This is a genomic window from Microbacterium tenebrionis, from assembly GCF_020682665.1.
GTDB classification, from domain to species: Bacteria; Actinomycetota; Actinomycetes; order Actinomycetales; family Microbacteriaceae; genus Microbacterium; species Microbacterium tenebrionis.
The window spans coordinates 46,096-69,220 of record NZ_JAGTTM010000005.1 but is presented as its reverse complement, the minus strand read 5'-3'; the positions used below and the strand labels follow the sequence as shown (position 1 = coordinate 69,220).

General features: G+C 69.8%; 22 protein-coding genes. 13 read left to right on the top strand and 9 right to left on the bottom strand.

Features of this window, described 5'->3' with window-relative positions; translation table 11 throughout:
- Position 1: 1 nt before the first annotated feature.
- From KEC56_RS12050 to KEC56_RS14065, 3 genes are all read right to left on the bottom strand, one after another.
- On the bottom strand, positions 2-1,141 hold the full coding sequence (locus KEC56_RS12050; RefSeq protein WP_175988380.1) for an ABC transporter substrate-binding protein: 1,140 nt from the start codon (positions 1,139-1,141) through the stop codon (positions 2-4).
- A gap of 221 nt (positions 1,142-1,362) precedes the next feature.
- Complete coding sequence (locus KEC56_RS14070; RefSeq protein ID WP_308013015.1) at positions 1,363-1,563, bottom strand: GNAT family N-acetyltransferase; 201 nt, start codon at positions 1,561-1,563, stop codon at positions 1,363-1,365.
- 68 nt (positions 1,564-1,631) lie between these two features.
- Positions 1,632-1,913: a GNAT family protein gene (locus KEC56_RS14065; RefSeq protein WP_308013014.1), complete on the bottom strand. Its 282-nt coding sequence runs from the start codon at positions 1,911-1,913 to the stop codon at positions 1,632-1,634.
- A gap of 47 nt (positions 1,914-1,960) precedes the next feature.
- Between KEC56_RS14065 and KEC56_RS12040 the strand changes: the two genes are divergently transcribed.
- Positions 1,961-2,791: a sulfite exporter TauE/SafE family protein gene (locus KEC56_RS12040; protein WP_227531141.1), complete on the top strand. Its 831-nt coding sequence runs from the start codon at positions 1,961-1,963 to the stop codon at positions 2,789-2,791.
- A 278-nt stretch (positions 2,792-3,069) separates the two neighbouring features.
- Here KEC56_RS12040 and aspS read toward each other — a convergent pair whose 3' ends face one another.
- Positions 3,070-4,851: an aspartate--tRNA ligase gene (aspS, locus tag KEC56_RS12035; RefSeq protein WP_227531140.1), complete on the bottom strand. Its 1,782-nt coding sequence runs from the start codon at positions 4,849-4,851 to the stop codon at positions 3,070-3,072.
- Positions 4,852-4,989: 138 nt separating this feature from the next.
- On the opposite strand from aspS, the gene KEC56_RS12030 reads away from it, so the two are divergent.
- The 6 genes from KEC56_RS12030 (at position 4,990) to ccsB (ending at position 10,215) form a co-directional block, all read left to right on the top strand.
- Positions 4,990-5,355, top strand: coding sequence for a DUF5684 domain-containing protein (locus KEC56_RS12030; protein ID WP_227531139.1), 366 nt, complete (start codon positions 4,990-4,992; stop codon positions 5,353-5,355).
- Positions 5,356-5,979 carry a histidine phosphatase family protein gene (locus KEC56_RS12025; RefSeq protein WP_227531138.1) on the top strand — a complete coding sequence of 208 codons (624 nt, stop codon included), beginning with the start codon at positions 5,356-5,358 and terminating at the stop codon, positions 5,977-5,979.
- Between the two features lie 150 nt (positions 5,980-6,129).
- Positions 6,130-6,747: a TlpA family protein disulfide reductase gene (locus KEC56_RS12020; RefSeq protein WP_227531137.1), complete on the top strand. Its 618-nt coding sequence runs from the start codon at positions 6,130-6,132 to the stop codon at positions 6,745-6,747.
- Positions 6,744-7,508, top strand: coding sequence for a cytochrome c biogenesis CcdA family protein (locus KEC56_RS12015; protein WP_227531136.1), 765 nt, complete (start codon positions 6,744-6,746; stop codon positions 7,506-7,508). Before KEC56_RS12020 ends, KEC56_RS12015 begins: the two co-directional genes overlap by 4 nt.
- 28 nt (positions 7,509-7,536) lie before the next feature.
- Positions 7,537-9,210, top strand: a complete 1,674-nt coding sequence (gene resB / locus KEC56_RS12010) for a cytochrome c biogenesis protein ResB (protein ID WP_227531135.1) — start codon at positions 7,537-7,539, stop codon at positions 9,208-9,210.
- 9 nt (positions 9,211-9,219) lie between these two features.
- Positions 9,220-10,215 (top strand): c-type cytochrome biogenesis protein CcsB, encoded by a 996-nt coding sequence (gene ccsB, locus KEC56_RS12005; RefSeq protein WP_227531134.1) that lies wholly within the window; start codon positions 9,220-9,222, stop codon positions 10,213-10,215.
- Between the two features lie 15 nt (positions 10,216-10,230).
- Here the strand turns inward: ccsB and KEC56_RS12000 are convergent, their stop codons facing one another.
- From KEC56_RS12000 to KEC56_RS11990, 3 genes are all read right to left on the bottom strand, one after another.
- Positions 10,231-10,818 carry a 2'-5' RNA ligase family protein gene (locus KEC56_RS12000; RefSeq protein ID WP_227531133.1) on the bottom strand — a complete coding sequence of 196 codons (588 nt, stop codon included), beginning with the start codon at positions 10,816-10,818 and terminating at the stop codon, positions 10,231-10,233.
- A 227-nt stretch (positions 10,819-11,045) separates the two neighbouring features.
- Positions 11,046-13,010: a YhgE/Pip domain-containing protein gene (locus KEC56_RS11995; RefSeq protein WP_227531132.1), complete on the bottom strand. Its 1,965-nt coding sequence runs from the start codon at positions 13,008-13,010 to the stop codon at positions 11,046-11,048.
- Complete coding sequence (locus KEC56_RS11990; protein WP_227531131.1) at positions 13,007-15,766, bottom strand: efflux RND transporter permease subunit; 2,760 nt, start codon at positions 15,764-15,766, stop codon at positions 13,007-13,009. Before KEC56_RS11990 ends, KEC56_RS11995 begins: the two co-directional genes overlap by 4 nt.
- A gap of 139 nt (positions 15,767-15,905) precedes the next feature.
- On the opposite strand from KEC56_RS11990, the gene KEC56_RS11985 reads away from it, so the two are divergent.
- Positions 15,906-16,538 (top strand): TetR/AcrR family transcriptional regulator, encoded by a 633-nt coding sequence (locus KEC56_RS11985; protein ID WP_227531130.1) that lies wholly within the window; start codon positions 15,906-15,908, stop codon positions 16,536-16,538.
- Between the two features lie 123 nt (positions 16,539-16,661).
- Here the strand turns inward: KEC56_RS11985 and KEC56_RS11980 are convergent, their stop codons facing one another.
- Both KEC56_RS11980 and KEC56_RS11975 read right to left on the bottom strand, forming a co-directional pair.
- The gene (locus KEC56_RS11980) at positions 16,662-17,645 is read right to left on the bottom strand and encodes an o-succinylbenzoate synthase (protein ID WP_227531129.1); all 984 of its coding nucleotides are present in this window, start codon (positions 17,643-17,645) and stop codon (positions 16,662-16,664) included.
- A gap of 122 nt (positions 17,646-17,767) precedes the next feature.
- Entirely contained in the window at positions 17,768-18,781 is a 1,014-nt protein-coding gene (locus tag KEC56_RS11975) for a GNAT family N-acetyltransferase (protein ID WP_227531128.1), read from the bottom strand.
- Positions 18,782-18,858: 77 nt separating this feature from the next.
- Here KEC56_RS11975 and KEC56_RS11970 point away from each other — a divergent pair, with 77 nt between their 5' ends.
- Genes KEC56_RS11970 through KEC56_RS11950 form a run of 5 tightly spaced genes read left to right on the top strand, consistent with a single transcriptional unit; the run spans position 18,859 to position 23,096 of the window.
- On the top strand, positions 18,859-19,197 hold the full coding sequence (locus KEC56_RS11970) for a PadR family transcriptional regulator (RefSeq protein ID WP_175988440.1): 339 nt from the start codon (positions 18,859-18,861) through the stop codon (positions 19,195-19,197).
- Between the two features lie 2 nt (positions 19,198-19,199).
- Positions 19,200-20,198 carry a permease prefix domain 1-containing protein gene (locus KEC56_RS11965; RefSeq protein WP_227531127.1) on the top strand — a complete coding sequence of 333 codons (999 nt, stop codon included), beginning with the start codon at positions 19,200-19,202 and terminating at the stop codon, positions 20,196-20,198.
- Between the two features lie 32 nt (positions 20,199-20,230).
- The gene (locus KEC56_RS11960) at positions 20,231-21,139 is read left to right on the top strand and encodes a 1,4-dihydroxy-2-naphthoyl-CoA synthase (protein ID WP_227531126.1); all 909 of its coding nucleotides are present in this window, start codon (positions 20,231-20,233) and stop codon (positions 21,137-21,139) included.
- A 3-nt stretch (positions 21,140-21,142) separates the two neighbouring features.
- Positions 21,143-22,279, top strand: a complete 1,137-nt coding sequence (locus tag KEC56_RS11955; protein WP_227531125.1) for an AMP-binding protein — start codon at positions 21,143-21,145, stop codon at positions 22,277-22,279.
- 25 nt (positions 22,280-22,304) lie between these two features.
- Entirely contained in the window at positions 22,305-23,096 is a 792-nt protein-coding gene (locus KEC56_RS11950) for a class I SAM-dependent methyltransferase (protein ID WP_227531124.1), read from the top strand.
- Positions 23,097-23,125: the final 29 nt, after the last annotated feature.

Here is a 23,125-nt window from a genome sequence, read left to right as displayed (position 1 = left end):
GTCACTGGACCGCCGCAGCCCACTTCTCGCCGAGCAGGGTGCCGGCGGCGGTGGACTGCTCCTCGGTCGGGACGACCGTCTCGGCCGGAACCTCGGGAAGGGCCGCGGCGAGATCGGCGTCGATGGTGCCGGCCTCGGTCATGGCCTCCATGCGTGCCGGGCGTGCGCCGCCCTTCAGCCACAGGTTCTGCACGTCGTCGCTGTAGAGGAACTCCTGCCACAGGCGGGCGGCGGCGGGGTGCGGAGCATCCTTGTTGATGGCCTGGTTGTAGTACGAGGCGTAGCCCGTGCCGTCGAGGACAGTGACCTTCCAGTCCGGGTTGTCGGCGCCCGCGGCGGCGTTCAGGTAGTCCCAGTCGAAGACGACGGGCGTCTCGCCGCTGGTGATCGTGGCCGTGGTCACGTCGACCTTGAGGAAGTTGCCGGCCTTCTGCAGCTCGCCGAAGTACTCGATGCCGGGCGTGAAGTCGTCGAGCGTCCCGCCGTTCTGCACCGTCGCCAGGCCCACCGCGGCGAACGCCGAGCCCGCCTGGGTCGGGTCGCCGTTGATCGCGACGGCGCCCTTGTAGTCCGAGCCTTTCAGGTCGTCGAGCGAGGTGGGCTCGTCGAACTTCGACGAGTCGTAGCCGATCGACATGTACCCGCCGTAGTCGCCGACGAACAGGCCGCTCGGCTCCTTGAGCGCGTCGGGGATCTCGTCGAAGTTCTCCACCTGGTACGGCGCGAACGTGTCGGTGTTCGCCAGCGCGACGGCGAGACCGAGGTCGAACACGTCCGGGGCGGTGTCGAGGCCCTCGTTCGTCTTGGCGGCGTCGATCTCCTCCTGGCTGGACACGTCGGGCGAGGCCTCGTTGATCGTGATCTCGGGGTAGCGCTCGGCGAACAGGTCGAGGATCTCGCCGTAGTTGGCCCAGTCGCGGGGGAGGGCGATGACGTTGAGCTGTCCCTCGGCCTTGGCCGCGGCCTCGAGGTCTTCGAAGGAGCCGAAGTCGGCGAGCGAGGTGGCGGATGCCGCGTCGGCGGAGTCGCCGCCGTCCGTACCGGCGCTCGTGTCGGCAGCGCAGGAGGTCAAAGCCAGCGCTGCCGTGGCGGCGAGGGCGATGCCGGCGACGAGACGCGCGCGGCGGGTGATGGTTGCCATGAGGTTCCTCTCGGAGGTCCGGCGCGGGCGCGCCGGAATTCGGGTTGCGTCAGGACGCTACGGTGCGAGAGTTACCGGATCGCTCGGCGTCGGTGAACGAGAGGTGACGCGGATGCGAACGCCGACGTCTCGCGCCCGCCCCGGTCGCTTCTGACCGTGAGACGGGGTCTGCAGCATGAAACGGGTGCTGGTGGCCCGGGTCTCGTGCTGCAAACCCCGTCTCACGTGGTGCGAGGAACGTTGTATTTGAAACCCACGTGCGAGCCGACGTAGCCGAGGCGCTCGTAGAATCGGTGCGCCGCGGTGCGCGCGGCATCCGAGGTGAGCTGCATGAGCGCCGCTCCGAGCGCGGATGCCGCAGCATCCGACACCCAGCGCATCACGGCCGATCCGATCCCGGACGAGCGCAGATCGCTGCGCACCGGCACCGCCTCGACGAGCAGCCGGCGCGCACCGGCACCGCCTCGACGAGCAGCCGGCGCGCACAGCGTCAGGCCATGCCAGGGATGGATGTGAGCTGGCGAGTGCCGACGACCACGCCGTCGAGCTCGACGACGAGCAGGTCGTTCGAGGGCTCGGCGAGGATCTCGGCGAGGGCCGAGCTGTACGCGTCGCGGTCCTCGGCGGATGCCGCGTCGCCCCGCGCTGCGCTGATCGGATCGTCCGAGAGCAGCGCGATCAGGGCGTCGGCATCCTCCGGCGTCGCCCGACGCAGGAGCGCCGAACCCGCCCTGGACTCGAACGGATAGGGCAGGGGGAGGGCGTCGAGCATGGCTGCAGTCTGTCATCGGCTTGCCGTGCGAGGAGGATACTGGAGGGATGGACATCGGTGGGCTGCTGGGGCTCGAGCAGCTCACCTGGGGGATGCTGATCTTCGTCGTCATCGCGGCGTTCGCCGCCGGCTGGATCGACGCTGTCGTCGGCGGCGGAGGCCTGCTGCAGTTGCCGGCGCTGCTGCTGATCCCGGGCATCGCACCCGTGCAGGCGCTCGCGACGAACAAGCTCGCCTCGGTCTTCGGCACGGCGACGAGCAGCATCACCTACTACCGGCGGGCGAAGCCGGACATCCGCACGGCGCTGCCGATGGCGGGGATCGCGCTGGTCGGATCGTTCGGCGGCGCCGCCGTGGCGACCGTGCTCCCGCCCGCGGCTTTCAAGCCGATCATCGCGGCGGCGCTGCTCGCCGTGGCGATCTTCACGGTATTCAAGCCCGAGATGGGGGCGGCGACCAAGCTGCGGTTCGCCGGTCACAAGCACCACATCATGGCGGGTGCCGCAGGCCTCGTGATCGGGTTCTACGACGGGATGATCGGGCCGGGGACGGGCACGTTCCTCGTCATCGCGCTCGTCGCGCTCATGGGGTACGACTTCCTGCAGGCCAGCGCCAAGGCGAAGATCGTCAACCTCGCCACGAACGCCGGGGCGCTGCTGCTGTTCATCCCGCACGGGTCGGTGCTGTGGCTGCTCGGCGGCATCCTTGCGGTGGCGAATGTCGCGGGCAGCTACCTGGGATCGCGGATGGCGATCGCGCGCGGGTCGACGTTCATCCGGGTCGTCTTCCTCATCGTCGTCGTCGCGCTGATCGGCAAGCTCGGGGTGGACGTGTGGAACGAGAACATCGTTCCGGGGCTCGCGCTGCTCGCACGCTGAGCCTCGCCGGGACACCTCTCGCTCGCCCCCTGGAACCCGCTCGTCAGCGACGAGACCTCTCCATATCCCCCGCATCCGCGGCACAGACCTCTCGTCAGCGACGAGACCTCCCCATAAACACGTGAATATGGAGAGGTCTCGTAGACAAGACGGGGTCTGTGCAAGCTGGCCGGGCGGGGCCGCCGCCGGGCGGGGTCGCACCGCCGGGCGATGCGGGCGCCGGGCGGGGCGGGCGTCGGGCGGGGCCGGCGTCGGGCGGGGCGGGCAGGGCCGCGGGCTCAGGCCTCGGCATCCTCCGCGACGAAGTCGACGCCGGCCTCGGCGCGCTGCGCGTCCGTGATCGGCGCGGGTGCGCTGGTCAGCGGGTCGAAGCCGTTGCCGGTCTTCGGGAACGCGATGACCTCGCGGATCGACTCGGTCTTGGTGAGGTGCTGCAGTACGCGGTCCATGCCCAGCGCGATGCCGCCGTGCGGCGGGGCACCGAACTTGAAGGCATCCAGCAGGAAGCCGAACTGCTCGTCGGCTACCTCGTCCGAGATGCCCATGACCTCGAACACGCGCTTCTGCACGTCCTCGCGGTGGATGCGGATCGAGCCGCCGCCGAGCTCGGTGCCATTGCAGACGATGTCGTACGCGTACGCCAGCGCAGAGCCGGGGTCGGTGTCGAACGTGTCCTCGAACTCCGGCTTGGGGCCGGTGAAGGCGTGGTGCACGGCGGTCCAGGCGCCGGCGCCGACGGCGACGTCACCGGATGCCACGGCATCCGCGGCCGGTTCGAACATCGGAGCATCCACGACCCACGTGAACGCGAACGTGTCGGGATCGAGGAGGCCCTGGCGGCGGCCGATCTCGACGCGCGCAGCTCCGAGCAGCGCACGCGAGTCCTTGGCGGAGCCGGCGGCGAAGAACACGCAGTCGCCCGGCTCGGCGCCGGTGAGCTCTGCGAGCCCCGCCTGCTCCTTCTCGGACAGGTTCTTGGCCACGGGGCCGCCGAGCGTACCGTCCTCGTTGAAGAGGACATAGGCGAGGCCGCGGGCGCCGCGCTGCTTTGCCCAGTCCTGCCAGGCGTCCAGCTGCTTGCGCGGCTGCGAGGCTCCGCCCGGCATCCGCACCGAGCCGACGTACTCGGCCTGGAACACGCGGAACGTCGTCTCGGAGAAGTAGTCCGTCGCCTCGACGAGCTCGAGGCCGAAGCGCAGGTCGGGCTTGTCGGAGCCGTACTTCGCCATCGCGTCGGCGTAAGTGATCCGCGGCAGCGGCGTCTGAACGTCGACGTCGATCGTCTTCCACATCGCGACGACGAGGGACTCCATCATCTCGATGACGTCCTCCTGGTCGACGAAGCTCATCTCGATGTCGAGCTGGGTGAACTCCGGCTGGCGGTCGGCACGGAAGTCCTCGTCGCGGTAGCAGCGGGCCATCTGGTAGTACTTCTCGACACCGCCGACCATGAGCAGCTGCTTGAACAGCTGCGGGCTCTGCGGCAGCGCGTACCAGCTGCCGGGGTGCAGGCGCGCGGGCACGACGAAGTCGCGGGCGCCCTCCGGCGTGGACCGGGTGAGGGTCGGAGTCTCGACCTCGACGAACTCGCGCTTGTCGAGCTCGTCGCGGACAGCCTTGTAGACCTTCGAGCGCAGGCGCAGAGCGGATGCCGCGGATGGGCGCCGCAGGTCAAGATAGCGGTGCTTGAACCGCACGTCCTCGCCGACGGTCTCGCTGTCGCCGAGGCCCGTGGAGACCTGGAACGGCAGGGGAGCGGACTCGTTGAGCACCTCGACATCGGTCGCGATGACCTCGATGTCGCCGGTGGGCAGGTTCGGGTTCGCGTTGCCCTCGGGGCGGCGCGAGACCTCGCCCGTCACGCGGAGCACGAACTCGCTACGCAGCGGGTGGGCGACCTCTTCATCGCGGATGACGACCTGGGCGATTCCGGAGGCGTCGCGAAGATCGATGAAGGCGACTCCTCCGTGATCACGACGACGATCGACCCAACCCGTGAGGGTGACGGTCTGACCGATGTGGTCGGCTCGCAGCGAGCCGGTCGTGTGAGTGCGAAGCACGGAGATTCCTCCAGTTCAGAAAAGGGAACCCCGCCATTCTACGTGGGCGCGGGCGGGGATCCGCGGGGCGCCGGCGGCGCTGGATAGACTCGGCCGCAGCGGGCCGCGTCGGGCGGCTCCGCCAACAGGGAGCACGCCGTGGACTGGAATCTGATCACCGACCAGATCGCCTCGACGAACTCGATGTGGCTGAGCCTGACGCTGTACGTCCTGTACGCCCTCACCATGTGGCGGGTCTTCGTCAAGGCCGGGTACGCCGGCATCCTCGCGCTGATCCCGATCGTGAACTGGATCTTCCTCGTGAAGATCGCCGGACTCTCCGGATGGCTCGCGCTGCTGTATCTGATCCCCTTCGTCAACGCGATCTTCGCGATCGTCGTCGCGGTGAAGGAGGGTGCGAACTTCGGCAAGGGCGGGCTGTTCTCGTTCTTCCTGCTGTGGATGCTCCCGTTCATCGGCCACCTGATCATCGGCTTCGGGTCGGCCACCTACCGGAAGGTCTGAATGCCTGCCGAGCGACTGCATCTCGTCCGTCACGGCGAGGTCCACAACCCCCGACGCGTCCTCTACGGACGCCTGCCGCACTATCGGCTGAGCGAGGCGGGCAGGGCTATGGCCCGATCCGCGGCGGAGTACGTCCAGGGCCTCGATCGGCCGGTCACCACGCTGCGGTGCTCGCCGCTGCAGCGCACCCAGGAGTCCGCCGAGCCCTTCAGCGAGATCTTCGGGCTGGCGCCCGCCCTGGACGAGCGGGTCATCGAGCCCGCCAACGTGTTCGAGGGCACGAACATGCGCCGATCGCTGCAGGACCCCCGCAACTGGTGGCACCTGCGCAATCCCTCGGTGCCGAGTTGGGGAGAGCCGTACACGTCGATCGCCGAGCGCATGGAGCAGGCGATGAACAGCGCCTGGAACGAGACCGAGCGGGGGGATGCCGTGATCGTCTCGCACCAGGCGCCGATCTGGATCGCGCACCTGCACGTCGCCGGGCTCCGTCTTCGCCACGACCCCCGCACGCGTCGCTGCGCGCTCTCGAGCGTCACCTCCTTCGAACGCGTCGGCGACGTGTGGCGCGAGGTCGGCTATGCCGAGCCGGCCGCAGCCGGCGTCGACCTCGGCGCGGTGTGACGGAAGTCATCGATCTCGATCGCACCCGACGGCAGCATCCGCAGTCCGAGCTCTGTGGCGCAGGGCGCTCGCTGAGGCGCCGAACCCGCCGCGACGAACAGGCTCGAGCCTTCCAGATCCCCCATAGAAACCCCTGCGTAGACTGGGAATGTGCCCGCTCTCTCGCCGAATCACCGTGCCCGTCGCGTGCTCGGAGCTGCGCTCGCCGCGCTGGTCGCCGTCTCACTGACGGCCTGCGGCACCGACCCCGTCGCCGAGCAGTACCTGTCGGGCGACGGCAAGGGCTACATCTCGGCGGACGGCGCGGTCGAGGAGATCCCCGTCGCCGATCGCGGTGAGCCGGTCGTCTTCAGCGGCGTCACCGAGAACGGTGATGAGTTCGACAGCGCCGACATCGCCGGGGACGTGACGGTCGTGAACTTCTGGTACGCCGGCTGCGCCCCGTGCCGTGTTGAAGCGGGCGACCTCGAGGACGTCTGGCAGGAGTACGGCGGCGACGGCGTCTCATTCGTCGGCATCAACATCTACGACCAGGCCGACACGGCGCGCTCGTTCGCGAAGACGTACGGCGTCACCTACCCCAGCATCATGGACGTCGACAGCGGCGCCGCGAAGCTCGCCTTCGCGAGCGCGACGCCGATCCAGGCCACGCCCACCACACTCGTCCTCGACAAGCAGGGTCGTGTCGCCGCTCGGATCATCGGACAGATCGACGGCACCAGCATCCTCTCGACGCTCGTCAAGGACGCGCTCGCGGAGAGCGCGTGAACACGGCTGAGCTGATCGGCTCCGGCGCCCTCTGGCTCGCGATCCCGGTCGCGATGCTCGCCGGTCTCGTCTCGTTCCTCTCCCCGTGCGTCTTGCCGCTCGTGCCGGGGTACCTCGGGTTCATCGGGGGAGCGGTGGCACCGAAGGGCGCTGACCCTTCGACGGGCTCAGGGATCGGCGGGAGCCGCGGCCGCCTCGTGCTCGGGGTGCTCCTGTTCATCCTCGGATTCAGCGTCGTGTTCATCGCGTTCACGGTCGTCGGCGGCGCGGCATCCGTCTTCTTCCTGCAATGGGGCGACCTCATCACCCGCATCCTCGGCGTCGTGATCATCGCGATGGGTCTCGTCTTCCTCGGTCTGTTCGGATTCGCGCAGCGTGAATGGCGCATGCAGGTCAGCTCGAAGACCGGCCTCATCGGGGCGCCGCTGCTCGGCTTCGCGCTCGGCATCGGCTGGGCTCCCTGCATCGGACCGACTCTCACGACGATCGTCGCGCTGTCGATCAATGTCGGCGACCCCTGGCGCGCCGGATTCCTCGGCCTCGCGTACAGCCTCGGCCTCGGCATCCCGTTCCTGCTCGTCGCCCTCGGCTTCGGCTGGGCGACCAAGGCGATCGGGTTCCTGCGCCGCCACATCCGCGTGGTGAACATCGCCGGCGGCGTGCTGCTCATCGCGCTCGGCATCCTCATGGTCACGGGCCTGTGGACCGAAATCATGTCCCGACTGACGGCGGTGATGGGCAGTGTCATCCTCCCGCTCTGAGAAATCGCGAAAGAACCAGAAGGATGCCGTGACGAGTTCCGATCCGCTCCGCCCCTCCGACCACATCGACGGCGATGAGGCCGCGATCGCCCAACCGCGCCTCGGCGTCGTGGGCTGGCTGCGCTGGGGCTGGCGTCAGCTGACCTCGATGCGCACCGCGATCATCCTGCTCCTCGTGCTCGCGATCGCGGCGATCCCGGGCTCGATCTTCCCGCAGCGCATGGCCGACCCCAATGGCGTCACGCAATGGCAGACCGACAACCCCGACCTGTTCCCGGTACTCGATGCGCTGGACATGTTCGACGTCTACCTGTCGCCGTGGTTCTCGGCGATCTACCTGCTGCTGTTCATCTCGCTCGTCGGGTGCGTGATCCCGCGCATCAAGCACCACCTGGGGGCGCTGCGCTCGCGCCCGCCGCGCACACCCGTCCGTCTGCAGCGGCTCGAGGACTTCCGCTCGGTGGTTCGTCCCGTCACCGGGGCGGATGCCGACGCCGAGGCATCCCGGTCCATCGACGTGGCCCAGAAGCAGCTCAAGGCGCTCGGGTACCGGGTCGAACGCTACGACAGGGGCGCGACGTACTCCGTCTCGGCCGAGCGCGGCTACCTGCGCGAGACCGGGAACCTCGTCTTCCACCTCGCGCTCGTCGGGGTGCTCATCACCGTGGGCGTCGGCGGCAGCTTCGCCTACACGGGCCAGCGCGTGGTCGTCGAGGGTCAGACGTTCGTCAACACGCTCCTGGACTACGAGTCCATGAACCGCGGCCGCTTCGTCGGCGACGACGCCCTCAGCCCGTACTCGATGACGCTCGATTCGTTCGATGTGACCTACCAGGAGTACGGGTCGGCGGCATCCGGCCAGGCGGGCGATTTCTCGGCGAACGTGACGGTCACGCAGGACGGAAAGACGCGCGAGGATGCCGTCCGGGTGAACCATCCGCTCGACATCGCCGGCGACAAGGTCTACCTGCTCGGCAACGGATACGCGCCGACGATCACGGTGCGCAACGCCGACGGCGAGGTCGTCTACGACAACTCCGTGCCGTTCCTGCCGCAGGACAACGCGCTCACCTCCCTCGGCGTCATCAAGGTCACCGACGGCCTGCCCGAGCAGCTCGGCATCGCCGCGTTCTTCTATCCGAGCGCGGTGAAGCTCGACAACGGCGCCTTCGCGTCGGCGCACGGCGATCTGCTCAATCCGCTGCTCACCCTCCGCGTGTACGAGGGGGACCTCGGCATCGACGACGGCTCCCCGAAGTCGGTGTACGTGCTCGACACCGACGAGCTCACCCCGATCGCCGGCGACGGCAGCGACACCCCGTCGATCGAGCTGCAACCGGGCGAGACCGCGGATCTTCCGGGCGGCCGCGGCACGATCACGTTCGAGGACGAGTCCCCGGTCGGCGCCACGGACTATACGGAGTCCGTCAAGCGGTTCGCCTCGCTTCAGGTGCACCACGACCAGTCCGCGGTCTGGGTGCTCGTGTTCGCCCTGCTCGCGCTCGGCGGTCTCATGCTCGCCCTGTTCGTGCCCCGTCGCCGGATGTGGGTCAAGGCGACGGCGACCGGCGGGGAGGTGCGCCTCGAGTACGCGGGCCTCGCCCGCGGCGAGGATCCGACGCTCGGCGCCGCCGTCGACGACCTCGCGGCCGGCCATGCCCGCCTCATGGACGCCGCTTCCTCCGCAACCACCCGAAAGTAGACTGGGACAATGCCCGACCTCGACTCTCTCTCGATCCTGTTCATCTGGACGGCGATCGCGATCTACGCGGCGGCCTTCGTCGCCTACGCGTTCGATCTCGCACGCCGTTCCGAGGTGCATGCGGACGCACGTCTGGTCCGCGAGCGCGAGGCCGTGCTCGTCGGCGCGGGGTCGGCGGCCGGGGCGGGCGGGGATGCCGTGGCATCCGACGTACCGGCATCCGATGCACCCGCGAAGCCGCGCTACGTCATGGCGCGGATCGGAACGGCGCTGACGGTCCTCGGATTCCTGTTCCAGCTGGCGGCGACGATCACGCGCGGCATCGCGGCCGAGCGCGTGCCGTGGGCGAACCTCTACGAGTTCGCGATGACCGGCACACTGCTGGTCGTCTTCGTCTACCTGGTCGTGAACACCCGGGTCGACCTGCGCTTCCTCGGCACCTTCATCACCGGGCTCGTCGTCGTGCTGATGGGCGCGGCAGCGATCAGCTTCTACGTCGGCGTCGTGCCGTTGATGGATCCGCTCAAGAGCGTGTGGCTCGTCATCCACGTGTTCGTCGCCTCACTCGGCACGGCGTTCTTCGCGCTGGCCTGCGCGCTGTCGGTGCTGCAGCTCATGCAGTCGCGGCGCGAGCGCCGCATCGCCGAAGCGCTCGAGAAGCCGGGGCCGCGCTTCCTCGGCACGCTGCCGAACGCCGAGCGGCTGGAGGGCATGGCCTTCCGCTTCGCGATCGTCGGGTTCATCTTCTGGACCTTCACGCTCATCGCCGGCGCCATCTGGGCGCAGGATGCCTGGGGCCGCTACTGGGGCTTCGACGTCAAGGAGACCTGGACGTTCATCATCTGGGTACTCTATGCCGGGTACATCCACGCCCGCGCCACCCGCGGCTGGCGGGGCAACCCCTCGGCGTGGCTGTCGATCGTCGGCTTCACCGCCGTGATCTTCAACTTCACGATCGTGAACGTGTTCTTCAAGGGCCTGCACGCCTACAGCGGCCTGAGCTGATCGGGGGCCCGGTCGTCACCCGAGCGGGATCACCTCGGCGTGCTCGATGCCGCCCTCGTACCAGACCAGTTCCGCCTCGGCGACCTTGCAGGCCGGCGCCTCGGTCAGCTCGCGTCGCGACGCCCGCTCGAGTTCTGTCCAGTCGTCCGGGGCGAGTGTCTTGCCGTAGACCACGGACAGATGGAAGATCCAGTCGTCGAGAGCGAGCTCGTCGAGACGGCGGAAGTCGGTCTTCTCGAGCACGGCGGTCAGCGACCCATGGGCCGCGACTAGGGATGCCGTGCGCGCGAGCCGCATGATCACGATCTGCCAGGGCGCGGGGAACGTGTCGATCGCGTCGACCGTGATGTCGATCGGATGTTGCACGGCAGCCCACTCGCGAACGAGCGCGGCGACCGCGTGTCGTCGCTCCGGCTCGAAGAAGCCGCGGAGCGTGACGTGCTCGGTGCGCGGATGCTTGATCTCCGCCGGAAGGAGCTTCAGCAGATCGCGTTGCGTCGCCCGATACTCGGCTGCGACCGCGCCCGTCGGCCGAAGCACGAGATACTGCTGCCCCTCGAGTGAGGCGAGCTGATCGGGATGGTTCATGAACGGCCGTCGCATGCAGAGAGCGTACCTGCCTGCCGGGTGCTTTCGACTCGCTGCGCTCGCTCAAGCCGTTTCGACTGCGGCGCTTCGCGCCTTCGCTCAACGCCCCGCGGGAGGACCCGCCCGGTCTTCGCTCAACGACCCGGCGGTTGGCCGTTCTGCGGGGCGTTGAGCGAGCGGAGCGAGACGAAACGGGGTGAGAGAGCCGGAGGCGAGTCGAAGCCGCCTCCGGCATCCGTCACCTACGCCGAGGCGAGCACCGCCTTGGCCGAGGTCGTCCGACGCAGCGCCACCGTGATCGTCGTGACGATCAACGACAGCACACCCCAGGCGATGAGGCCTGCCACGGCGCTGCCGTTCGCGGCGATGAGTCCGGTGACTGCCGGTGCCGTGGGGAGCATGGCCCCGATCGAGGAGAGCCAGTCGGGCACGGTGGAGATGAGCCCGGTGGCGATCGCGACGACCCCGATGAGCGCGCTGACCCAGCGACCCGCCCCGCCGAACACGGCGACGAGTGCCTGGTTGACGGCGGCGAACGCGATCCCTGCGAGCACCGCGGTGCCGGCGAACGCCCACCAGGTCGCGGCGTCGTACGAGGCCACGATCTGCACGATCAGCGCCACGAGGACGCCCTGCCCTGCGCCGATCGCCGCGGCGGGCCAGAAGCCGCCCAGCGTCAGCCACGCCGACGAGCGGCGCGAGGTCAGGGTCCGCGCGGTGTGCGCGCGCATCACGAGGAACGACGCCAGTCCGCCGAACCACAGCACGACAGCCGCGAGCAGAGGGATCGCCGTCGGGCCGAAGATCGTGTTCGCCTCCGCGTTCGAGGTCACGGGATCCGCGATCACGGATGCCAGTGACGTCGACTCCTGGTCGCTGAAGGACGGCAGCTGGTCGGCGGCCTGGTGCAATCCGCTCGCGAGCTCCTCGTTGCCGTCGGCGAGGTCGTCGAGACCGGTCGCGAGCTCACCCGCGCCGTCGGCCAGCGCTGTCGCGCCGTCGCTCAGCTGCGTCGCGCCGGTGCCGAGCGCCGAGGCGCCTGCGGCCGACTGGTCGACTCCGCCCGCGAGCTGGTTCAGGCCGTTCGAGAGATCGAAGGCTCCCTGACCGGCGGTGCGCAGCTGACCCGCCATCGTCTGAGTCGCTTGCGTGTCGAACGCGTTCAGTCCGGTGGCGGTTCCGGCAGCGGCCTGTGAAGCCATGTCCGCAGCACCCTGGAGCTCCGGCATCGCGGCGGCCATGTCCGCCAGACCGATGCAGACCGGGTCGATCTCCTCGCGGCCGACGCATGCTGCGAGCAGTCGGTTCATGCCTGCGGCCAGATCGTCGACCCCGCCCTTCACGCCGGCGGTCGCCTGCTGCGAGCCAATCGCGGCTGTGAACAGCTGATCGGGCACCAGCCCGGACTGCTCGAGTGCGCTGGCCCCGCTGGTGAGTCCGCCGCCGAGCTCGGCTGCGCCGTTCGCGGCATCCCGGGTCCCCGACGCGATCGTGCCGAGCCCGTTCGCGAGTTCCGATGCCCCCGATCCCAGCTGCGCTGCGCCATCGGCGAGCTGCGTCGCGCCGCTCGGAAGCTCGGCGGCGCCGTCGGCCGCAGAGCGCGCGCCGTTCGCGAGTTCGTCCGCGCCGTTCGCCGCCTCGCCGATCTGGTCCCCGATGGTGGTGAAGCCGACGAGGATGTTCTCCGTCGTCGCCTCGCTCAGCATCGTGCTCATGGAGGAGGCCGCGACCGTGGCGATCTGCGACGTGATGAGGTCGTCCGCGACGAGCCCGTCATCGGGCGTCGTCACCTGGATCGTCGCCTGCTCCGCGGTGCCGCTGCCGCTCGAGATCCGCTGACCGGCCGAGGTGGCCGCGGCCGAGAACTGCGACGGGATAGTCACGACAGCCTGATAGCTGCCGTCGGCGAGGCCGTCTGCGGCATCCTCCTCGTTGGAGATCACCCAGGTGAGGTTCGATTCCATGTCGTCCGAGCCCTCGACGAGCCCGGCTGCGAGCTGACGCCCGAGCGGGGTGTACTGGTCGTCGATCGTGACCGGCTCGTCGTTGTTCACGATCGCCGCCGTCATGGTGTCGAGGCGCTCCGTCGGATTCTGCAGCGCCGCCACGAGGATGCCGCCGATCACGGCAGGCAGCAGCAGCACGCCGAGGATCGTCAGCACGGTGATGGGCTTGCGGGATCGTGCCCGCTCGATGGAGAGGGTCATGCGTTCACCTCGCGGTTGGAGTCGGATGCGGAGGAGCGGCGTGCGGCCGAGAGGTCGACGACGGCGGCGGCGGGCCAGGCGGCCTCCGTCAGGATCGCGCGGGCCTCGGCGGGGTCGGATGCCGTCGCCACGACGGCGAGCGGACGGGATACCGAGGCACGCTGCAGCATCGCGGTCGCCTGGTCTCGCTGCCCGCCGGTGAAGCGGTCGACGCCGTCGATGACGACGAGGCTCGAGCGGCCACGGAGCGCTTCGCGGAGGTCTCCGAGCGCAGCATCCGGGTCGTCCACGAGGACAGCGCCGACGTGCCGCCGCACCCACGCCGCACGACCGGGCAGCAGGTGACCTGCGACGCGAAGCTTCCCGGCATCCGGAGTCAGGCGCCCCGCGACGGCCAGCGCGACCGCGCGGCGCACGCGGGCGTCGGTGCCGGTGACGACGAGCGCCTCGCCCGGCGCGACGCGCAGCGAGAGACCCTCGACGATCGGCGCATCCGCATTCAGCACCAGGTCGTCGGCGGCGACGACCGAGTCGTCGCCCGGCCAGGAGGCCAGGTGCCGCTCGCGCTCGACGGCCTCGCCCTCGATGTCGACGCTGGGAAGGATCCGCTCCAGCCAGCGTGGGATCTCCCAGGCGCGCTCGCCGAGGATCGCCATGAGCGCGGGGATCAGCGTCATCCGCACGAGGAAGGCGTCGATCGCGATGCCGGCGGCGAGTCCCAGGGCGATCGGCTTGAGCGACGAGTCGCCCTCGGGCACGAACGCCACGAACACCGCGAACATGATGAGCCCGGCGGCGGTGACGACCTTCGCCGATCCGGTGAAGCCGCTGCGCACCGCGCGCAGGGCCGCAGCCCGCCGCTCGGCGCGGTTCGCGGATCGAGCGGCGGGGTCGTGCACGAAGTCCTCGCGCATCCGCGAGACGAGGAACACCTGGTAGTCCATCGCGAGGCCGAACAGCACGCCCATGAGGATGATCGGCATGAAGCTGATGATCGGAGCGACCTTCGCCACGTGCAGCAGATCGGCCATCCAGCCCCACTCGAACACGGCGCCGACGATGCCGAAAGCGGCGACGATCGACAGCAGGTAGCCCAGGGCCGCGGTGATCGGCACCCAGATCGAGCGGAACACGATCGTCAGCAGGATCAGCGACAAGCCGATCACGAACACGCCGAACGGCAGCAGTGCCGCGCCCAGCTGGTCGGAGATGTCGATCGCGACGGCGGTGAACCCGGTCACCTTGACGTCGATGCCGAACTCGTCGAGCCATTCGTCGTGGTGCGATCGCAGCTCGCGGACGAGGTCGCTGGTGGCCGGGTCGTCCGGTGCGGTCTCGGGGATCACCTGGACGATCCCGGTGTCCGCGGTCTCGTTCGGGGTGGCCAGCGCCACCTCCTTCACGCCAGGGACCTCGGCGACGGCATCCCCGAGATCCTCCATCAGGGTGAGCGGGTCGGTCGAGGTGACGATCGTGCCGGTCAGCACGAGCGGGCCGTTGAACCCCGGGCCGAACTCCTCGGCCGTGAGGTCGTAGCTCTGGCGCGCCTCGTCGTCGGGCGCGAGCACTCCGGCGTTCGGCAGGGCGAGGTCGAGGCTGAGCGCCGGCACGGCGACGAGGCCGAGCCCGAGCACCACGGCGGCGGAGGTGACGACCGGATGCTTCGTCACGCCCGTGACCCAGCGGTCGCTGAAGCGGCGGCCGGGCTTGTTGCCCTTGCGCACCTTCTTCGGGCGCCCGACGATGCGTCCCTTGAGGAACCCGAGCAGTGCGGGGGTGAGGGTGACGGCGATCGCGACGGCGACGGCGACCGCGACGGATGCCGCGATGCCCATGGTCGTCAGGAAAGGGATGCCGGCGAACCCGAGCCCGATCAGAGCGATGAGCACCGTGATGCCCGCGAACACGACGGCCGACCCGGCCGTCCCGACCGCGCGAGCGGCGGACTCCTCCGGTTCGACGCCGTCGCGCACCTGATCCTGATGGCGGGCCATGATGAACAGCGCGTAGTCGATGCCGACGGCAAGGCCGAGCATGAGCGCGAGCAGCGGCGTCGTCGACGACACCGTCGCGAAGGCCGTCGCCGCGAAGATCCCGGCCATCGAGATCCCGACGCCGAGGACGGCCGTCAGCAGCGGGAGGCCCGCGACGACGAAGGAGCGGAACGTCACGATCAGCACGAGCAGCGCGATGACGAGACCGACGGCTTCGGTGAGCGTCACACCGGGGATCGAGATCGCGAACAGATCGCCCCCGAGCTTGAGCTGCGTGCCGTCCGGCAGCTCGCCGCGCAGGTCGTCGACCATCGCGGTCAGCTCGTCCTTCGTCGCATCCGAGACGTCGGTGGCCTGGCCGTCGAACTGCAGTTGGACGATCGCGGCGCTCTCACCGTCGTTGACCATGCCCTCGACCATGTCGTCGTACGGGGAGGTCGCCGCGAGCACGCCGTCGAGGTCTGCCAGCCGGTCCACGGCATCCTCGATCGGCTCGCGGTAGTCGTCATCCGTGATCCGGTCTCCGTCGGCGGCGACCACGATGAACTGCGCGTTCGTGCCGCTGACCTGCGGGAACGAACGCGACAGCTGCTCGAGACCGTCCTGCGCCTCGGTGCCGGGGATGCTGAAGGAGTTGTCCGTGCCCTGCTGCAGCACGACGGCGCCACCACCCGCCGCGGCGAGGATGATCAGCCAGGCGGCGAGCACGCGCCAGGGGTGACGGAACGACCAGCGTCCGAGGGACGACAGGAGTGTGGACACGGTGCCTCCGTGAGAGCCGGCGCGGGGAACGGATACAGAGATGTATCCGATACACATGTGTATCCTACGATTCGACGGACGTGCAACACTGTGCGCCGGATGTGAATGGTTCGAGAAAGAATGGGGGGAGGAGGCTTCGATGACGATTCCGGTGACCAAGCGCCGCGAGAACACGCGCGCGCGATTGATGGATGCCGCAGCCCAGGTCTTCGCCGAGGTCGGTCTCGAGGGCGCGAGCGTCGAGGCGATCTGCGAGCGCGCCGGTTTCACCCGAGGGGCCTTCTACTCCAACTTCGAGTCCAAGGACGAGCTGTTCCTGCAGCTCGCCTCGTCCGTCGCCGAGCAGCGCCTGGCATCCGTTCGCGGGCGCATCGACGAGTTCGTCGCATCCGGGGTGCTCCGTGGGGATGCCGACCCGATCGAACTCGTGCAGAAGGTCATGGACTCCGGGCTCGACGACCGCCTCGGCGTGCTGATGATGAGTGAGATCCGCATCCGAGCGCTGCGCGACGACGCGTTCGGCAAGGCCTATCTCGCCCAGGACCGTGCGATGCTCGCGAGCATCGAGGGCATCATCCAGGGCATCGTCGACTCGGGCCTGTTCGCGCTGCGCATCGACGTGCCTGCCGCCGCACAGATGCTCATGGTGCAGTGGGAGGGATGCATGGCGCGCGCCGCCGTGTCGGGGTGGGACGGCGAGAAGCTGCACCGCGCCGGCGCCGAGGCCCTGGGTCAGCTCGTCGAACTGATCATCGCGCCCGCCGCTCCGTGAGCGCGCCCTGACGAAACGGGGTTTGCGGCATGAGACCCGTGCTGCACGCACCCGTCTCATGCTGCAACCCTCGTCTCGCGGGCGGGCGCAGGGCGCTCAGGGGTTCGCTGGCGCGGGCGGCGCTCAGCCGTCGGATGCTGCGAGCAGGGCGTGGCAGCGGCGCAGGCGGTCGAGCCACCAGTCGCGGCGGTCGTCGGATGCCGCGAGCCGGTCGAGGCGCGCGGCATCCGGTGTGACGCGGCCGACCGGGATCGCCCCGTCGACCGGGGAGAGATCGGCGACGTCCTCGGCGAAGAGCGCGCCGGTGCCCAGGCCGCAGTCGTACTCCAGTTCGGGCAGGACAGCGGCGAGGGCCGCGCCCTGACTGAGACCGACCGCCGTATCGAGCGCGCTCGAGACCACGGCGGGGAGCCCGGCCTCGCTGACGATCTCGAGCGCTCGCCGGATGCCCCCGAGCGGCTGAGCCTTGATCACGATGAGATCCGCGGCGCCGGCCCGAGCGACGGCGAGCGGGTCCTCCGCCTTGCGGATGCTCTCGTCCGCCGCGATCGGGATGCCCATGTACTTCACGCGTCGGTGCAGTTCGGCGAGCTCCTCCACGCTCGCGCACGGCTGCTCGGCGTACTCGAGGTCGAACTCGGCCAGGGCGTGCAGCGCGCGTTCGGCCTCGTCGACGTTCCAGTTCGCGTTGGCGTCGATGCGCACCCGCCCCTCCGGCCCCAGCGCTTCGCGCACGGCGTGCACGCGGTCGATGTCGTCGGCGAGCGACTGCCCGGATTCGGCGACCTTGACCTTCGCCGTGCGGCATCCGGGGAACCGCGCCAGCACCGCGGCGACCCGTTCGGCGCCGACTGCCGGCACCGTGGCGTTGACGGGGATGCGCTCGCGCTCAGGGGCGGGCTGCGTGTTCCAGGCGTAGTCGATGGATGCCGCGAGCCACACCGACGCCTCGGCATCCGCGTATTCGACGAAGGGCGAGAACTCCCCCCACCCCTGCGGGCCCTCGAATAGCAGCGCTTCGCGCACGTCCACACCGCGGAACCGCGTCGTCATCGGCAGCGCGACCACGCGCGCGGTGCTGAGCAGGTCGTCCAGATCCGGCGTCATGGTGCCATTCTGCCCGTCTCGACGGGTCGGATCGCAGACGCTCCGACATCTGCACGGCGCGTCCCGCGCCGACACGACGGCGCGCCGCACGATTGTCCGGGATTCGGCACGCGGCCGCAGCGTCAGAGGTGCTTCTGGAACTCGCCCATGTGCTCCGACGGGGCGAAGCCGAAGGTGCGGTTGATCGCGAGCATGTGCTCGTTCACGCCGGCGTTGTACGTGTACACCGAGCGGACCGTCGGGGCGTGCTGCTGCAGCATCCGCAGGTTCGCGACCTTCACCGCTGTGCCGAGGCGGTGCCCGCGGGCCTCGCGTCGCACGAGTGTTCCCCACTGGTAGGCGTTCCCGTCGTCGCCCGAGACGACGAGCTGCGTGTACGCGACCACGCGGCCGGTGTCGTCGAGCGCGACCGTGCCGAAGCTGCGGCGGTTCTGCTGGGCGATCAGCGTCTCGTTCGACCGGATCTCCGCCACGTCGACCGATGCCGGTTCGATGTCGAGGTCGCCGGTCGGAGCCTCGGTGTCGACGGCGGCATCGAGCTCGGCCCAGCCGCGCAGGACGTCGGCGGGGACATTCCCGATCCACGAGCGAAGGGCGTAGCCGCCGGAGCGAGCCGCCGCAGCGGCTCCGACGTCATCGAGCAGCTCTGCGTCGAGCGGCAGCCGCAGACGGCTCTGCACATCCCCGAGTGCGAGCGCGTACCCGTGCCGCCGTGCGAACTCGCGTCCGGGAATGCCTTCGCCGTCGTCGCCGGCCGAGACCGGCCAGGATGCGGTGGAGGTCACGATGCTGCGGCCGGCCTCGCGTGCAGCGGATTCCAGCGCGGTCAGCACCGCCGAGCCCGTGCCCCGGCGTCGCAGCTCGGGCGCCACGTGCACGCCCAGGCTGGCCGTGCGGACGTTGTCGCGGAGCGGCAGCGCGAGCCGTGCGGAGCCGACGACCTCGCCGCCGCTGCGCGCCAGATACGCCCGGCGGTCGACGGCGCGGCTGCGCTGCTGCAGCTCGTGCCTGGACTCGTTTCGCGTCCACACCGCCGAGTCGGCGCCGCGATCGGCGCGCTCGGCTGCGGCGTAGATGTCCCACCAGAGGTCCACCGCTGTCGTGTCGAAGGGGTCGACCTGGGTGAGTTCGAGCATCATGCAACCGTACCCCTATCCGTTGACCATCAATGGATCATTGACAATAGTGTGTGTCACACAGTAATGTGATCGACATGGACGAGACGCTCGAGACCCATCTGCAGGAACTGCGGCGCGGCACGGTCGTGCTCGCCTGCCTGCAGCTGCTGCGCACTCCCGGCTACGGCTACGGGCTGCTCGAAGACCTCGAGCGCCACGGCTTCGCCACTGACGCGAACACGCTGTACCCGCTGCTGCGCCGTCTCGAGAAGCAGGAGTACCTGACGAGCGAGTGGAACACCGACGAGGCGCGGCCCCGCAAGTTCTACCGCACCTCACGAGCCGGCATGCGCCTCGCCGACACCCTCACCACGGAATGGGCCGCCCTCACCGAGGCCGTCGCGACCCTCACGAACACAGACCAGGAGGTCTGATCATGGCTGCTGCACTCACCGACCGCTATATCGGCGCCGTCACGAAGTCGTTGCCTCCCGCGACGCAGGGCGACGTGCGGGCCGAGCTGGAGGCGTCCATCGGCGACGCCGTCGAGGCACGCGTCGAACAGGGCGAGAGCCGGGCGGATGCCGAGCGCACCGTCCTCACCGACCTCGGCGACCCGGCCGCGCTCGCCGCGGGCTATGCCGATCGCCCGCTGCACCTCATCGGGCCGACGTATTACCTGACCTGGAGGCGTCTGCTGAAGCTGCTGCTGTGGATCGTGCCCGCCTGCGCGATGGTCGGAGTCGCGATCGCGAACGGCATCGCCGACAAGCCGATCGGTGAGATCATCGGCCAGGTGGCCGTCGTCGGCATCAGCACGATCGTGCACGTCGCGTTCTGGACGACTCTGGTGTTCTTCATCCTCGAGCGCACCGGTGCGGACGCGGGCACGTCGTGGAGCATCGACGACCTGCCCGAGCCGCAGGAGAGCGGTGCCGGGCGCGGCGACCTCATCGCGTCGCTCGTCTTCCTCGGCCTCGCCGCCGGCGCCCTGCTGTGGGATCGTTTCGTCGGATTCGTGCTGTTCGCGAGCGACAGCGTCGACGTCGGGGTCGGCCTCGGCTCGCAGACGTCGTCGATGCCGATCCTGAATCCGGGCCTGTGGCCGTGGTGGATCACCGCGACGATGGTGCTGATCGGCGCGGAGGCGCTGCTCGCGATCGCCGTCTACGCCCGCCGCGGGCGGAGCGCCGCTCTCGCCGTGGTGAACACCGTGCTGGCGATCGTGTTCGCGGCGGGAGCCGTGCACCTCGTCGTGACGGGGCAGCTGCTCAACCCGGAGTTCCTCGCCGTGACCCTGTACCGCGACGACGTGCCGTCCGACGTCGGACAGATCCTGTCTGTGCTGCTGATCGTGGGCATCGTCGGGGTCGGGGCCTGGGACATCATCGACGGCTGGCTCAAGACGCGGCGCGCGCAGCGCGGGGCGCGGTGATCGCGCCGAGCCCGGCGGAATAGGCTGGACGCATGGTCTCCGATCTGTTCGATCCTGCCGAGTGGGTGCTCGCCCCCGGCGCCGATGCCTACACCGACATCACCGCGCACGTCACGCACGACGGCGGCATCGCCCGCATCGCGTTCAACCGGCCGGAGGTGCGCAACGCCTTCCGCCCGCACACGGTCGACGAGCTGTACCGGGCGCTCGACATCGCCCGTCAGGATCCGAGGATCGGCGCCGTGCTCCTCACCGGCAACGGGCCGAGCCCCAAGGACGGCGGCTGGGCGTTCTGCTCGGGCGGCGATCAGCGCATCCGCGGCCGGGACGGCTACAAGTATGCTTCGACAGGCTCAGCAACCGAGGGCCCAGCATCCGCTGCCTCGTTGGGCCGTCTGCACATCCTCGAGGTGCAGCGGCTGATCCGCTTCATGCCGAAGGTCGTCATCGCCGTGATCCCCGGGTGGGCCGCGGGTGGCGGGCATTCGCTGCACATCGTCTGCGATCTCTCGATCGCCTCCGCCGAGCACGGGAAGTTCAAGCAGACGGATGCCGATGTCGGCAGCTTCGACGCCGGCTACGGCTCGGCGTACATGGCGCGGCAGACCGGGCAGAAGATCGCCCGAGAGGTGTTCTTCCTCGCCGAGGAGTACTCGGCGCGGCGCGCGTACGAGATGGGCACGGTCAACCGGGTCGTCCCGCACGCGGAGCTCGAACGCGAGGCGCTGTCGATGGCGCGCACGGTGCTCACGAAGTCGCCCACCGCGATCCGCATGCTGAAGTACGCGTTCAACGCCGTCGACGACGGTCTCGTCGGTCAGCAAGTCTTCGCCGGCGAGGCCACGCGCCTGGCCTACGGCACGGACGAGGCCGTCGAGGGCCGCGACTCCTTCCTCGAGAAGCGCGATCCGGACTGGTCGTCCTTCCCCTGGCACTACTGACCCATGGTCGCCCTGGTCACGACGTCCGCGGACGACCCCGCGCAGCTCCAGCGCGACCTGGAGCGCGCCCTCGACGGCGGCCCCGCGATCGGGCTCGGGATGCTGGGGGATCAGCCGCCCGAGGTCGAAGACGGCACGGCCGTCGTCATCGGCACGTCCGGATCGACCGGCATCCCCAAGCGCGTCGTCCTCAGCGCCGTGGCTCTGCGCGCGGGTGCGGAGGCGACCGCCGAGCGGATCGGCTCCGGACGGTGGCTGCTCGCATTGCCTGCCGGTTACGTCGCCGGGCTCCAGGTGATCGTCCGCTCGATCCTCGCGGGCACGAGTCCTGTGCTGCCGTCCGGTGGATTCTCGCCGCGATCGTTCGCCGAGGCCACGCTCGGGATGCCGCCGAGCGGCCCGCTGTTCACCTCGCTCGTCCCCGCCCAGGTCGCGACCCTTCTGGATGCCGCAGGCGAGACGGCCGTCCTCGCGGCGCTGCAGGCGTACGACGCGATCCTCGTCGGGGGCCAGGCCCTGCCCCAGCCCGTGCGGGAGCGCGCGGCCGAGCTCGGCGTGAAGCTCGTGCGCACCTACGGATCGACCGAGACGAGCGGCGGCTGCGTCTACGACGGCATCCCGCTCGAGACCGCCGCCGTCCGAGTCGAGGATGGCGAGCTGCAGATCGCCGGCCCCATGCTCGCGGACGGCTACCTCGGCGACCCCGCGCTCACGCAGCGCACCTTCACCCGCGACGCGCACGGTATCCGCTGGTACCGCACCGGTGACCTCGGAATCGTCGAGGATGGCGTCGTGCGGGTGCACGGCCGGGCCGACAACGTCATCGTCTCCGGCGGCGTCAACATCTCGCTCGACCGGGTCGAGCGCATCGTGCGCGGCATCCCCGGGCTCACCGGAGCCGTCGTCGTCGGCGTCGAGGATGAGCGCTGGGGTGAGGCATCCGTCATCGTCGTCCAGCGCGGCGAGGCGCTTCGCCGCAGCGCGTCCGAGCAGCTCGAGCACGCGCGGGCGGCCGTCGCCGACGAGATCGGCAAGCCGGCGCGGCCGGCCAGGCTCATCCTCGTCGACGAGCTCGCGACGCTGTCGTCCGGCAAGCCCGACCGTGAGGCGATCCGGCGGATCGCCGCCGAACTGCGCTGAGGCGCACCGACCGAAGGGCGCCGCCATGGCCACCTACACCCACGGGCACCACGATTCGGTGCTGCGATCGCACAGCAATCGCACGATCGCGAACTCGGCGGAGTATCTCCGTCCGCACCTGCGCCCCGACACGCGCCTGCTCGATGTCGGAGCGGGGCCGGGCACGATCACGATGGACTTCGCAGCTGTCGTCGCCCGCGTCGCCGCGACCGAGATCAACGCGGACGCCCTCGGGCTCTCGCAGAAGCTCGCGGCGGAGCGCAGCATCCGGAATGTCGACTTCGCGGTCGAGGACGTGCACGCGCTGAGCTTCCCGGACGACTCGTTCGACGTCGCACACGCCCATCAGGTGCTGCAGCACGTCGCCTACCCGGTGCAGGCGTTGCGCGAGATGCGGCGGGTGGTGAGACCGGGCGGGATCGTCGCAGCCCGGGACGCCGACTACGCCGGCTTCGTCTGGTTCCCGCTGCTGCCGGAGCTCGATGAATGGCTGAGGCTGTACCGCGAAGCGGCTCACGCGAACGGCGGAGAACCGGATGCCGGGCGGCGCCTCCTCTCATGGGCCAGGGCAGCGGGATTCGAGGACGTCACGGCGACCGCGTCCACCTGGTGCTACGCGAACCCGGAGGCACGCGCCTGGTGGGGCGGCATGTGGGCCGACCGCATCCTCGAGTCCGCCCTGGCCCGACAACTCGTCGATTCGGGCATGGCCGGGCGCACGGACCTCGAGTGCATCAGCCGCGCATGGCGCACGTGGGCGGATGCCGGAGACGGCTGGTTCCTCGTGCCGCACGGCGAGATCATCGCGCGCGCCTGAATACATCCCCAGGCGGATGCCGCGGCATC